Here is a 12,193-nt window from a genome sequence, read left to right on the forward strand (position 1 = left end):
CCTCGAAACACCAGCGGCGGCAACCTACGCCGCCGCACCCGACAGGACCTTCGAGACCGGCCTGGGCGCCCTCCTCGACGCGGACAGCCGGGTCGCGCCCCGGGCCGGGCTGCGCTGGCAGCTCACCCCGGCCGGGGACGGCAAGGTGGCGCTGCGCCTGTTCGACCGCACCGTCACGCTGCCCGGCACCTGCGAGCCGGCGCTGCGCGCGCTGCTCGCCGGCGAGGTCACCCGGGTCGGCGACCTGCCCGGCCTCGACGACGACGCCGACCGCCTGGTCCTGGCCCGCCGCCTCCTCAAGGAAGCCGTCCTGACCCCCGCCTGACCACCGCCCCGCGCGCCACCGGCCGCGCGCCGCCCGCCGGCTCCGGTGATCATGAAGTTGGCGGTGCCGCCGACGGCGTGTCGCGCCGCCAACTTCATGATCGACCGCCCGGGTCCTCGGCGCGAGGGCCGGGGCGCGGGTCAGCGGGTGTAGGTGAGGGTCAGCAGGAGGGCGGTCGTGGCCAGGCCGGCGGCGGCGACCAGGAGGATCGGGCGCGGGGTCAGCACGGCGTGGCGGCGGTCGGCGAGCAGCCGGGCCGGCGCCAGCCCGACCAGCGGCCCGAGCAGCGTCACCACGAGCGCCAGCACCGGCATGCCGACCGCCAGGTCACCGCCGGAGCCGGCGCCCAGCGCCCGTGCGCCCTCGCCCAGGGCGTACGCCACCAGCGCGCCGCCGATCCCGCAGCCGACCAGCAGCGGGTTCGCCGAGCTGGGCAGCTCGCCCGGCTGGCGGGTCCGCTCCAGCAGCTCCCGCACGCCGCGCAGCAGCGGCACCGGATCGCCCGTGGCGTCCCGGGCCGGCCCGGGCGGATCGCCCAGCCGCCGGCCGCCGGCCCCGATCCGGGCCCGGAGCTGCCCCCACAGGTGGGCCGCCTCGGCGTCCACCCGCTCCACCATCCGCTGCGCCTCGGCCACCTCCGCCTCGGCCTGCCGCACCTGCCCGGCGGCCTCGGCCACCGCCCGGTCGGCGGCGGCCACCTGCTGCTCGTACCAGGTGTGCGCCTCGGCGCGCTGGGCGGCCACCCGGGCGGTCAGCTCGGCCAGCCGGCGGACCTGCGCGGCGTACGTCTCACTGGAGACCGGTTCGTTCATCGGGAGGGACCATAAGGGATGATCGTTTGTCCGGTGCGGTGCACCGCCCGGTCGAAGTAGAGGCCTCGCCACGGGCGGGGGTACCAGTCCGGCCCGCCGGTGCCCGGATAGAGCGAGGAGCCCAGCTCGGCGCCCTGCACGTCGAGCGCCACCCAGGCGCCGATCTGGTCGGTGCGCGCCGCCGGCCCGCCCAGGTCCACCCGCATCCGGGCCACCCCGCGCCACCAGGCCAGCACGTGGGTACGCCGCTCCGGCCCGTCGTGCAGGATCCGGCGCAGCTGCTCCAGGCCGGTTCGCTGGCCGGCCTTCCCGGCGAGCTGCCCGGCCGCCGCGTCGACCGCGTAGAGCAGCAGGAAGTGCGGGGTCTGCGGGGTGCCCGGGGTGCCCAGCGCGTCGCCCACCTCGGCCATCAGCTCCGGCACCGTCTCCTCGTCGTACCAGGCGGCGTCGTCGGCCAGGTCCTCGTAGAGGGCGCGGGCGGCCGGGTCGGCGTCCGGGTCCAGGCAGGCGATGGAGAACCGGGCGGTGCCGGGCCGGTACTGCCGGGCGAGGGAGCGGGCGGCGGCGTCGAGCACCGCGCACGCCTCGTCGACCCGGGTGCCGAGCACGGCCAGGTTCCGTCCGGGGGCGCGGGGCAGCCGCAGCGCCGCCGAGCGGGCCTGCACGTCGATGATCTCGCCGAGCAGCGCCACCGGGCTGCGTGGCACGCCCTGTTCGGGGGCGGTCAGCGCGCGGAAGTCGGGCGCCTCGGCCAGCCGCGGGATCGCGTCGCCGTCGAAGAGCCGGGCCGGGGCGGCGTCCTGGGGGCGCATCCGCCACAGCCGGTGCTGGAGTTCGCTCCACGTCTCCCAGTCGCCGGCCGACGGGATGCGGGCCACCTCGTTCCCCTCGGCCAGGCCGGACTCGGCGTTGACCACGGCGTGGTGCCGGGGCAGCGACTGCGCCGCGTCGTTGCGCTCGGCCAGGATGCGCAGCGCCTTGGGCAGCGCGATGCGCAGGGTGAACTGGGCGACCAGGGCGGGCCGCCCCCACAGCGCCTCGATGCCGCGCACGTCCTGGGAGGCGAGCACCAGGTGGATGCCCTGCGACCGGCCCCGCCGGGCCAGGTCCTCCAGCAGGTCGGCGGCCTCCCGGGCGACCACGTCCCGGCCGGCGAGCAGCGCCTGGAACTCGTCGACCACCGCCACGATCCGCGGCCAGTGCCCGGTCGGGTCCACCGCGCGCAGCTCGGCCAGCTTGGTGACCTCGTGCTTCTTCGCCGCGTCGGCCCGGCGGCGCAGCTCCTCGGCGAGGAACCGCAGCAGCGCCAGTCCGAACTCCCGGTCGGTGTTCACGTTGATCCCGACCAGCCGCATGTGCGGCAACCAGCTCGGGTCCCGCCGGCCCTGGGCGAACCGGGCGAAGGACACCCCCTCCTTGAAGTCGAGCAGGTAGAACTCCAGTTCGGCGGGGGAGTAGCGGGCGGCGAGCGCGCCGATCCAGGCGAAGATCAGGTTGGTCTTGCCGGTGCCGGACGGGCCACCGATCAGCGCGTGCGGCGGGTAGTCGCCGAGGGTGAGCAGCACGGGCCGCCCGTGCGGGCCCTCGCCGATCGGCGCGGTCAGCCCGTGCGCCGAGTCCTCCCGCCAGTAGTCGCCGGCCGGGGGGAGCAGGTCGGTGAAGGGCGCCGGCGGCGGGCCGGCGTTGACCCGGGAGGCCACCTCCCGGCAGGTCTCGGTGACCAGCCCGGCCGGTGGCGGGGCGTCGAGCACCACCGGCAGGCCGCCGATCCGGGCGTCGTCCGGGTCCACCACCACGCGGGTGACGGTCGGGCCGTCGGGCAGGTCGACGCCGCGGACCACCAGGTGCACGCCGCAGGCCGCCCCGGTGCGCACCACCCGGTCCAGCTGGCCGCGCTCGTGCCGGGACAGCTCGTCGCCGCCGAGCAGCACCGCCACCCGCCACGGCTCCGGGCGGCGGCCGGTCGCGGCGGCCAGTTCGCGCAGCGACGCGTGCTCGCCGGCCAGCACGGTCTCGTTGATCCGCCGGATCTGCTCCACCAGGTCGTCGAGCAGCCGGCCCAGGCCACCGGGGCCGACGAAGGTGAGCAGCCCGGCGGTGCCGAGCGGGGCGAACCCGGCCAACCCGCCGCCCAGGTGCTCCGGGTCGTACCCGAAGAGCCGGACCGCGCCCGGGTCGGCCCGGCCGACCGACCGCAGCAGCAGCGCGGGCACCACCGCGGCGACGCCCTCGCGGTCGCTGCCGGCGAGGTGCACGTGGCCGGCGTCGAGCAGCGGGACCAGCGCCGGCACCGGCTCGGCGCCGGGGATTCGTACCGTGCCGATCCGGACCGCGCCGGGTGGCTCGACCCGGCCGGCCGGCGTGGCCTGCCAGCGGTCCCACGGCGCGGACGCCGCTCCCGGGGCCTCCCGCCCGGCCGCGGCGGCGGCCCGCCGGGCCAGCTCGGCGATCCGGGCGGCGTGCCGGGCGTCGATCTCGGCGAGCCGGCGGTCCCGCGCCGCGCCCACCCGGTCAGGGACGGCGGCGGCGGCGCGTCGCACCCGGGCCAGCCGGTCCCGGCCTGCGGCCAGGTCGGCGTCGGCGGCGGCGAGCCGGTTCCGGGTGGCGCCCAGGGCCTCGGAGAGCAACCCCCGGACCCGCGTCACCAGTTGCGCGCGGACGTCAGCCACGGGACGGCTCCCGGTCGTCGGTGTCCTTCGGCAGGTCGCGCCCGAGCCGGTCGAGCAGCACGCCGGTGACCACCCCGGCGGTGACCGCCGGGTCGGCGGCGTGCGGTTGCTCCTGGTCGTCGCCGCGGCGGGGCGGGGGCATGCGGCAGACCCGGGTGAGCAGGGTGTCCAGCACGGGCGGGGGCAGCCCGGGCAGCAGGTCGCGGACGCGGCCGTCCAGCTCCCGGCGCAGCCGGCCCAGGTCGTCGGCCCGCGGCGGGTGGCCGAGCAGTTCGCCGGCCAGGCCGCGCAGCATCGGCGGCGCGATGGCGGCCAGCCCCAGCCCGACGTCGGCGTGCGCCCGGCGCAGCTCGCGGTGCAGCCGGTCCCGGTCGCCGGCGCGGACCCCGGTCACCACCCGGCGCAGCAGCTCGCGGGAGTTCTCGACCCGTTCGTCCGGCTCGTCCGGCGCGCCCTCCCGGCCGCCGGTCAGCTCCGCCACCCGCACCGCCCACCAGCGCCGCACCGCCGGCTGCTCGTCCCGGTCCGGCGCGGCGTCGGGCGGCGGGGGCGCCGCCTCGCCGTGGGGCGCGTCGTGCCTGGGCCGGCGGTCCCCGGCCGTCGGCGCGGGCGCCCCGTCGGCGGCCAGCCCGATCGCGGCCAGGTACGCCGACAGCTGCTCCTGAGCCACCCGCAGCGCGTACCCGGCGGTCTCGGCGTGCTCGGTCGCGGCGGAGAGTTCCGGCACCCCCATGGGGTTGGCCGACTCCTGGCGCACCCAGCGCAGCCGCTCGGTGGCCTGGCCGAACTTCTCCAGCGCGGCGGCGAGCTGGGCCAGCGGCAGCTCCTCGGCGGCGGCGCGGACCTGCGCGCCGATGTCCTCGACGATGGACACGACCGGTCCTCAGAGGGTGGCGACGTAGAGCTGCGCCTGCTCGACCGCCACCAGCGTGGCGGCGAGACACTCCTCCAGCTCCTGGCTGGCCTGGGTCAGCGAGGCCTGGGCCGCCTCGACGGTCTGGTGGCCGCTGCCCTCCAGCGCGCCGGCCAGGGTCTGCTGCGCCTCGGCCAGCTTCTCACCGGCCGCCTGCACCGCTGTCTGCCCGTCTCCTATCTGCTGGAGAGCGACATCGATCGCTGCCTTCAGCTCGGCGACGCTCGCCACGGGGGACCTCCTGGGGGCGGGGGAGATCTCCATTACAACCCATCCCGACGGGTGGGAGAAACTCCACCCTCGCGGCGTTCCTGCCCGGCTGTCCGATTGCCGCCCTGACGTGCGCAAAAGCGCTCCGCGGCGGGACTCGCGGGTCCTGCGGCCGGACCCTCGCGTCCCGTACGTGGGACGCCGGCGTCCCGGAGAGCGGTCAGTGGGGCAGCCAGCGCGGGCCGTGCACCTCGGCCCCGAGCGCGCCCACCCGGGCCCGCAGTTCCCGGTCGGCGGTGACCACCACCCGGCGGCGCGCCGGCGCCGCCGCGACCAGCTCGACCATGGTGTCGTCGCCGGAGCCGGGCGCGGACACCACGGCGACGCCGGGCACCGCCGGGACGTCCCGGGCCGCGCCCTCCACCACCAGCACCACCTCAACCGGCGGCGGCAGCTCCGGCGGCACCCCCGCCTCGGCAATGGGCACCAGCGCGTCACGCAGCCGGGCGGCCGCCCCGGCCCGGTCCCGCCACCAGCCGTCCGGCCGCGAGCCGACCACGTTCGCGCCGTCAACGATCAGCAGCGGCCTGGTCTCCATGCTCCCAAGCGTGCCACCCGTCCGCGTTTGTCGCGCCGACCGCCGGGTAGCCACCGCCGACCGTGCCGCGCCTTGTCGCGCCCCGGCGGCCGTGCCGACCGACTGCGGAGGACAGAGATTATGGGACCCGGTGACTTCGGCAACGACCCGTGGGACGAGTTCCTGGCCCGCTACTTCGGGCGCGGCGAGGCAGGACGCCGGCCGGCGCACCGGGTCGACATCACCCGGCTGATGACCGCCGACGCGCGGGAGATGCTGGCCGACGCGGCCCGCCGCGCGGCGCAGAAGCACAGCAACGACCTGGACACCGACCACCTGTTGTGGGCGGCGTTGCAGCGCGAGCCGCTCCGCGACCTGGTCCGCCGGGCCGGCGCCGACCCGGACGCGCTGGTCAACGCGCTGGGCGGGCGCGGCGAGGGTGCGCCCCGGGGCGAGGTGCCGCCGAACCTGTCGCTCACCCCGGCGGCCAAGCGGGCGCTGCTCGACGCACACCAGCTCTCCCGGGCCATGGGGGCCAACTACATCGGCCCCGAGCACATCCTCATGGCCCTGCCGCTCAACCCGGAGTCGCCGGCCGGCCGGATGCTCGCCGCCGGGCGGATCCAGCCCGAGTCGCTCCAGGCGGCCAGTGCCGAGCGCGGCCCGTCGACCGGCCCGAAGCCGGACCGCGGCACCCCCACCCTCGACCAGTACGGCCAGGACCTCACCGACCTGGCCCGGATGGACCAGATCGACCCGGTGATCGGCCGGGCCGACGAGATCGAGCAGGCCGTGGAGATCCTGTCCCGGCGTACCAAGAACAACCCGGTGCTGATCGGCGAGGCCGGCGTCGGCAAGACCGCCATCGTGGAGGGCCTCGCCGAGCGGATCTGCGACGGCGACGTCCCGCAGACGCTCATCGGCAAGCGGGTCATCCAGCTCGACCTGGCCGGCCTGGTCGCCGGCACCCGCTACCGGGGCGACTTCGAGGAGCGGCTCAAGAAGGTGATCGACGAGATCCGCGCCCACCGCGAGGAGCTGATCGTCTTCCTGGACGAGATCCACACCCTGGTCGGCGCGGGCGGCGCCGGCAGCGAGGGCGGCATGGACGCGTCCAACATGCTCAAGCCGGCCCTGGCCCGCGGCGAGCTGCGGGTGATCGGCGCGACCACGCTGGACGAGTACCGGCGCAGCATCGAGAAGGACGCCGCCCTGGCCCGCCGGTTCCAGCCGGTGCTGGTGCCCGAGCCCACCGTCGAGGACACCGTGGCCATCCTGCGCGGCCTGCGCGACCGCTACGAGGCGCACCACCAGGTCCGCTTCACCGACGAGGCGCTGGTCGCCGCCGCCGAGCTCTCCGACCGGTACATCACCGACCGGTACCTGCCGGACAAGGCGATCGACCTGATCGACCAGGCCGGCGCCCGGGTGCGCCTGCGCACCCGCACCCCCGCCGCCGACGTGCGCGACCTGGAGCAGCAACTCGAGGAGGTACGCCGGGACAAGGAGCAGGCCGTCTCCGACGAGCAGTACGAGCGGGCCACCCAGCTGCGTGACCGCACCGCCGAGCTGGAGGACCAGCTCCGGCGCGCCCGCGGCGACGAGGGCCCCAGCCACGTGCCCGAGGTCGGGCCGAAGGAGATCGCCGAGGTCGTCTCCCGGGCCACCGGCATCCCGGTCAACCAGCTCACCGAGGAGGAACGGGACCGGCTGCTGCGCCTGGAGGGGCACCTGCACGAGAAGGTGGTCGGCCAGGACGAGGCGGTCAGTGCGGTGGCCGAGGCGGTCCGCCGCTCGCGTACCGGGCTGGCCGACCCGAACCGCCCGATGGGCAGTTTCCTCTTCCTCGGCCCCACCGGCGTCGGCAAGACCGAGCTGGCCCGGGCGCTCGCCGAGGCGCTGTTCGGCGAGGCCGACCGGATGGTCCGGGTGGACATGAGCGAGTTCCAGGAGCGGCACACCGTCAGCCGGCTGGTCGGCGCGCCCCCCGGGTACGTCGGCTACGAGGAGGCCGGCCAGCTCACCGAGGCGGTGCGCCGCCGCCCGTACGCGGTGGTGCTGCTCGACGAGATCGAGAAGGCCCACCCGGACGTGTTCAACATCCTGCTCCAGGTGCTCGACGACGGCCGGCTCACCGACAGCCAGGGGCGGACCGTGAACTTCAAGAACACCGTCCTGATCATGACGAGCAACCTCGGGTCGGAGCTGATCACCGGCACCCAGCGCACCGTCGGCTTCGGGGCCGGCGAGCCCGGCGAGCAGCAGACCAGCGAGCTGCGCGAGCGGCTGATGCGCCGCCTGCAGGAGAACTTCCGGCCCGAGTTCATCAACCGGATCGACGAGGTGATCATCTTCCAGCGGCTGGAGGCCGAGCAGCTGCGGGAGATCACCGGGCTGCTGCTGGAGGAGACCCGCCGCCGGCTGCACGCTCAGGACATCCAGGTCGAGTTCACCACCGCCGGGGTGGACTGGCTGGCCGAGCACGGCTACCAGCCCGAGTTCGGCGCCCGGCCCCTGCGCCGGGTGATCCAGCGCGAGGTCGACAACCGGCTCTCCCGGATGCTGCTGGAGAACCAGATCTCGCCCGGCCAGCAGGTAACCGTCGACGCGCGGGACGGCCAGCTCGCCATCGAGGTGGGCGCCGGCGAGCGCGGCTACACCGCCGCGTCGACGTCCCATCCGCGATGAGGGAAGACGCCCGAACCCCGACGGATCGGAGGGCGGACATGACCGAACCCGAGGAGACCCGGGAGGACACCGAGCGCACCGAACCCATCGTCGCACCCCCGACGGCCAACCCGGCCCGGGTCAAGGTGCCACCGGAGGGCTTGAAGCAGGACACCGACAAGGGCGAGGGCGACCAGACGCCGTCCGGGTCGCCGTCGGGAGAGGAGGCGTGATGGTACGCGAGGCGCGACTCGACCCCGAGGTCGAGGTGATCTGGGACGACTTCCACGCCGAGGTGAACGTCCCCTCCGAGCAGCTGCGGCGGTGGCTGCTCACCCGCGGCTCGGGGGAGGAGGCGTTCGGCCCGGACCCGGACCTGGGCCTGCCCGAGCCGGGGCGGCGGATCCTCCAGGTGCTCACCAAGCGCAAGGTGGACCTCACCCCGGACGACATCGAGGTGATGCGGAACGCCATCGAGCAGATCCGGGCGCTCACCGCGGCGAAGCCGAGCCGGGGCAACGCCGACGACGAGTGGCGCCACTCGCTGCTCGACCTCGGTCACGACGTCCTGATCGAACGCTGACCGCGCGTCGCGGCGGCACCCGGGAAGCCTGTCCCGGGTGCCGCCGCCGTCGTTGCTACTCCGATTCCATGCTGGGCAGTTGCAGCCCGGCCGCGTCGGCCGCGTCCTGCCGGTCGCCGCGGGCCCGTTCCTCCCGGCTGAGCAGGTTGGCGTACTCGGTGATGTCGCCCGGCTCGGGCACCTCCGGCAACCGGCGCAGGAACGCCTCCAGGTCGGCGGAGGCGGCGGTGTGCGCGGCGGCCGCCTGGCGCAGCAGCTCCCGCTGGTCGGCGGCGGGGTACAGATCAGTCATGCCGCCCAGATACCCGCGCTCAGGCGGTTCGCACCCCGCCGGGGGTGGTCGGCTGCGCGCCGAAGTCCGGGTGGGACAGCAGCCAGGCCAGGTAGTCCGGGTGGTTCGCCAGCGCGTCGGTGTACGCGGCCACCGCCGTCTCCAGCACCGGCTCGGCGACCCGGGCCGCCGGGGCGTCGGGGTGAAAGCCGAGCACCAGCCGCCAGCGCAGCGGTGTCCCGGCCAGCCGGCGGGTCACCAGCCCCGCCACCGGTCGGAAGGTCGCCTGGCACAGCGCCACCGCCTCGCCCGCGTCCACGAGGTCCAGGCAGGCCCGCACGTCCGCCTCGTAGACCTTGCGCGGGGTGAAGCCGGCCCGGGCGCAGGCGGCCGCGAAGCAGTCGCCGAAGCAGCCGTCCCCGGGCGCGGCCACCCACTGCTCGCGGCGCAGATCGACGAGGCGCACCTCGTCCCGGTCGGCCATCGGGTGAGTCTGCGGCAGCAGCACGAACACCGGGTCGACGGCCACCTCCCGCCAGCTCAGCCCGGACTCCGCCGACGGGGTGGCGTCGCCGCACACGCCGGTGAGCGCGAAGTCGAGCCGCCCGCCGGCCACCAGCTGGGCCAGCTCGTCCACCGACCAGGACGCGTACGTGGTGATCTGCACGTCCGGGCGCTCGGCGGCGAGCCGGTGCACCAGCCGGCCCAGGATGGGGCTGTTCACCCCGCCGAACCGGTAGCGGCTCAGCGGGTCGCCCGCCCCGGCCAGCCGGGCCGCCTCGTCCTGGAGGCCCTTCATGGCCGGCAGCAGCACCCGGGCCCGGTCCAGCACCAGCTCGCCCAGCGCGGTGGGCCGGGCGCCCCGGCGGTCCCGCTCGAACAGCGGCCCGCCCAGGGTCCGTTCGATGCGCTGGAGCTGGGCGGTCAGCGCCGGCTGGGCCAGGCCGAGCGTCGAGGCCGCCTTGGTCACGCTCCCCGTCTCCGCGATCGCGCAGACCACCCGCAGGTGTCGCAGCTCCAGATTCATACGGTGACGGTAGGACCACCCAACGGGTGGGCGGAAGGGTCCGACCGCATCGGTATAGCTGTATGAGCCAGCGGTTCAGAGGTCGCGGGGTCGCTCCAGGTCCGACAGGCGGGTCCGCCGCCCGGCGACCACGTCGCGCACCTTGTCCAGCACGCCCACCGCCGGCTCGACGATCTTGTTCCACGGCGGGGTGGCCGGGGTGCCCGGGTGCGGCCGGGTGGGCGCCGCCTCCTCGGCGATCTCCCACCGGTTGCCCAGCCGGATCAGGTCCGCGTCGCTGGCCACCTCGCTCAGCGGCGTCACCAGCGCGGCGACCCGGCTCACGTGGCGGCGCACCCGGTCGGCGACGTCGGCCACCGCGGGGTCGTCCGGACCGGACAGTCCCTTCAGCGCGGTCAGCAGGGCCGCGTCCGCCTCGATCTCCCGGTCCACCAGCTCGCCGCTCTCCGGCACCGCCGCCCGGGCGGCCGGGAAGAGGTACTGCTCCTCGGCGGAGAGGTGCCGGGACACCGCGGCGGTCAGCACGTCCAGCACCTCCCGGCGGCGCGCCGCGTCGAGGCCCGCGTCGGTGACCTGCCCGGCCAGCCCGAGCAGCGCCCGGTGCTCCCGGTCCACGTGGTCGGCCAGGCTCCGGCCGCCCGGCCGGTAGGCGTCGTCGGCGGCCGGCGGCAACGGCGGCAGGGGGACGGTCATGGTGCCCTCCGGGATCGACGGGTGTGGCGGTCCGGCGGTACCCGTCCGCGCGATCCGCGAAACAGCGCCCCGACCGGGGCCGACGCTCCGGCCGGGCCGGCTGGTATGAAGATGCGATGACGAGCGCCCCCGCCTCCGCCCGACCGGACCCCACCGACGAGGTCGTGGACCTCTGCCGCGACCTGCTGCGCATCGACACCACCAACACCGGGGACAACGACACCAGCGTCGGGGAGCGCCGGGCCGCGGAGTACGTCGCCGAGAAGCTCGCCGAGGTCGGCGTCGACGCGGAACTCCTCGAGTCCGCGCCGGGCCGGGCCAACCTGGTCGCCCGGATCCCCGGCACCGACCCGGGCCGGGACGCGCTGCTCGTGCACGGCCACCTCGACGTCGTGCCCGCCGACCCGGACGAGTGGTCGGTGCACCCGTTCTCCGGTGAGATCCGCGACGGCTACCTGTGGGGCCGCGGCGCCATCGACATGAAGGACTTCGACGCCATGGTGCTGGCCGTGGTCCGCGGCTGGCAGCGCGCCGGGGTGCGCCCGTCCCGGGACATCGTGCTCGCCTTCACCGCCGACGAGGAGGCCGGCAGCGACTACGGCGCGCACTTCCTCGCCCAGCGGCACCGGCACCACTTCGACGGCTGCACCGAGGCGATCGGCGAGGTCGGCGGCTTCTCCTACTCGGTGGACGAGCAGCGGCGGCTCTACCTCATCGAGACCGCCGAGAAGGGCATCGACTGGCTGCGCCTGCACGCCAAGGGCCGCCCCGGCCACGGCTCGATGGTGCACGACGACAACGCGGTCACCGCGCTCGCCGAGGCGGTCGCCCGGATCGGCGGGCACCGCTTCCCGGTGGTGATGACCGACACCGTACGGGCGTTCCTGGCCGAGGTCTCCGACGTCCTCGGCATCGAGATCGACCCGGACGACCCGGAGACCGCGATCGCCAAGCTCGGCCCGATCGCCAACATCATCGGTGCCACCATCCGCAACACCGCCAACCCGACCCGGCTGGCCGCCGGCTACAAGGACAACGTCATCCCGGGTCGGGCCACCGCCACCATCGACTGCCGCAGCCTGCCCGGGCAGAGCGAGGTGCTGGAGCGGCAGCTGCGCGAGCTGGTCGGGCCGGACATCGCCATCGAGTACGTCCAGCGCCAGCCCGCCCTGGAGACCACCTTCGACGGCGACCTGGTCGAGGCGATGTCCGCCGCGCTGCGCGCCGAGGACCCGGGCGCCCGCCCGGTGCCGTACATGCTCTCCGGCGGCACCGACGCCAAGGCGTTCTCCCAGCTCGGCATCCGGTGCTTCGGCTTCGCGCCGCTGCGGCTGCCCGCCGACCTCAATTTCTCCGGCCTGTTCCATGGCATCGACGAGCGGGTTCCGCTGGACGGACTACAGTTCGGCGTGCGGGTTCTCGACCGCTTTCTCCGCAGCTGCTGAC

Annotated in this window: 12 protein-coding genes and 1 pseudogene; 5 read left to right on the plus strand and 8 right to left on the minus strand. The window is 75.7% G+C overall.

All coding sequences use genetic code 11. The features are described from left to right. Positions 1-325 (plus strand): annotated as a pseudogene (locus ABZV78_RS11515) (cupin); the annotation flags it as partial. Between the two features lie 140 nt (positions 326-465). Here the strand turns inward: ABZV78_RS11515 and ABZV78_RS11520 are convergent. From ABZV78_RS11520 to ABZV78_RS11540, 5 genes are all read right to left on the minus strand, one after another. Further along, complete coding sequence (locus tag ABZV78_RS11520) at positions 466-1,137, minus strand: hypothetical protein (RefSeq protein WP_355637685.1); 672 nt, start codon at positions 1,135-1,137, stop codon at positions 466-468. Continuing rightward, a complete protein-coding gene (locus tag ABZV78_RS11525; protein ID WP_355637687.1) occupies positions 1,134-3,806 on the minus strand; it encodes an FtsK/SpoIIIE domain-containing protein in 2,673 nt (890 codons plus the stop codon). Before ABZV78_RS11525 ends, ABZV78_RS11520 begins: the two co-directional genes overlap by 4 nt. Then, entirely contained in the window at positions 3,799-4,680 is an 882-nt protein-coding gene (locus ABZV78_RS11530; protein WP_355637688.1) for a hypothetical protein, read from the minus strand. Before ABZV78_RS11530 ends, ABZV78_RS11525 begins: the two co-directional genes overlap by 8 nt. 9 nt (positions 4,681-4,689) lie before the next feature. After that, a complete protein-coding gene (locus tag ABZV78_RS11535) occupies positions 4,690-4,950 on the minus strand; it encodes a hypothetical protein (protein WP_355637689.1) in 261 nt (86 codons plus the stop codon). A 199-nt stretch (positions 4,951-5,149) separates the two neighbouring features. Beyond that, positions 5,150-5,527: a hypothetical protein gene (locus tag ABZV78_RS11540; protein ID WP_355637691.1), complete on the minus strand. Its 378-nt coding sequence runs from the start codon at positions 5,525-5,527 to the stop codon at positions 5,150-5,152. Positions 5,528-5,647: 120 nt separating this feature from the next. On the opposite strand from ABZV78_RS11540, the gene ABZV78_RS11545 reads away from it, so the two are divergent. From ABZV78_RS11545 to ABZV78_RS11555, 3 genes are read left to right on the plus strand one after another with little or no spacing between them, the layout of a single operon-like run. Beyond that, positions 5,648-8,194, plus strand: coding sequence for an ATP-dependent Clp protease ATP-binding subunit (locus tag ABZV78_RS11545; protein ID WP_355637693.1), 2,547 nt, complete (start codon positions 5,648-5,650; stop codon positions 8,192-8,194). A gap of 38 nt (positions 8,195-8,232) precedes the next feature. After that, complete coding sequence (locus tag ABZV78_RS11550) at positions 8,233-8,406, plus strand: hypothetical protein (RefSeq protein WP_355637695.1); 174 nt, start codon at positions 8,233-8,235, stop codon at positions 8,404-8,406. Then, complete coding sequence (locus tag ABZV78_RS11555) at positions 8,406-8,756, plus strand: DUF3140 domain-containing protein (protein ID WP_355637697.1); 351 nt, start codon at positions 8,406-8,408, stop codon at positions 8,754-8,756. Before ABZV78_RS11550 ends, ABZV78_RS11555 begins: the two co-directional genes overlap by 1 nt. 55 nt (positions 8,757-8,811) lie before the next feature. Here ABZV78_RS11555 and ABZV78_RS11560 read toward each other — a convergent pair whose 3' ends face one another. The 3 genes from ABZV78_RS11560 to ABZV78_RS11570 form a co-directional block, all read right to left on the minus strand. Beyond that, positions 8,812-9,048 (minus strand): hypothetical protein, encoded by a 237-nt coding sequence (locus tag ABZV78_RS11560; RefSeq protein WP_355637699.1) that lies wholly within the window; start codon positions 9,046-9,048, stop codon positions 8,812-8,814. A gap of 19 nt (positions 9,049-9,067) precedes the next feature. After that, complete coding sequence (locus ABZV78_RS11565) at positions 9,068-10,054, minus strand: LysR family transcriptional regulator (RefSeq protein WP_355637701.1); 987 nt, start codon at positions 10,052-10,054, stop codon at positions 9,068-9,070. Positions 10,055-10,129: 75 nt separating this feature from the next. Next, positions 10,130-10,747 (minus strand): hemerythrin domain-containing protein, encoded by a 618-nt coding sequence (locus ABZV78_RS11570; RefSeq protein WP_355637703.1) that lies wholly within the window; start codon positions 10,745-10,747, stop codon positions 10,130-10,132. A gap of 116 nt (positions 10,748-10,863) precedes the next feature. On the opposite strand from ABZV78_RS11570, the gene ABZV78_RS11575 reads away from it, so the two are divergent. Further along, entirely contained in the window at positions 10,864-12,192 is a 1,329-nt protein-coding gene (locus ABZV78_RS11575) for a M20/M25/M40 family metallo-hydrolase (RefSeq protein WP_355637705.1), read from the plus strand. Position 12,193: the final 1 nt, after the last annotated feature.

Source organism: Micromonospora sp. NPDC004540 (assembly GCF_040610095.1).
Taxonomy (GTDB): Bacteria; Actinomycetota; Actinomycetes; order Mycobacteriales; family Micromonosporaceae; genus Micromonospora.

Excerpts from the sequence above, each read along its gene's own strand:
- ABZV78_RS11545 (WP_355637693.1), top strand. The coding sequence starts at position 5,648 with ATGGGACCCGGTGACTTCGGCAACGACCCGTGGGACGAGTTCCTGGCC.
- ABZV78_RS11570 (WP_355637703.1), bottom strand. The coding sequence starts at position 10,747 with ATGACCGTCCCCCTGCCGCCGTTGCCGCCGGCCGCCGACGACGCCTAC.
- ABZV78_RS11520 (WP_355637685.1), bottom strand. The coding sequence starts at position 1,137 with ATGAACGAACCGGTCTCCAGTGAGACGTACGCCGCGCAGGTCCGCCGG.
- ABZV78_RS11555 (WP_355637697.1), top strand. The coding sequence starts at position 8,406 with ATGGTACGCGAGGCGCGACTCGACCCCGAGGTCGAGGTGATCTGGGAC.
- ABZV78_RS11540 (WP_355637691.1), bottom strand. The coding sequence starts at position 5,527 with ATGGAGACCAGGCCGCTGCTGATCGTTGACGGCGCGAACGTGGTCGGC.
- ABZV78_RS11550 (WP_355637695.1), top strand. The coding sequence starts at position 8,233 with ATGACCGAACCCGAGGAGACCCGGGAGGACACCGAGCGCACCGAACCC.
- ABZV78_RS11575 (WP_355637705.1), top strand. The coding sequence starts at position 10,864 with ATGACGAGCGCCCCCGCCTCCGCCCGACCGGACCCCACCGACGAGGTC.
- ABZV78_RS11560 (WP_355637699.1), bottom strand. The coding sequence starts at position 9,048 with ATGACTGATCTGTACCCCGCCGCCGACCAGCGGGAGCTGCTGCGCCAG.
- ABZV78_RS11565 (WP_355637701.1), bottom strand. The coding sequence starts at position 10,054 with ATGAATCTGGAGCTGCGACACCTGCGGGTGGTCTGCGCGATCGCGGAG.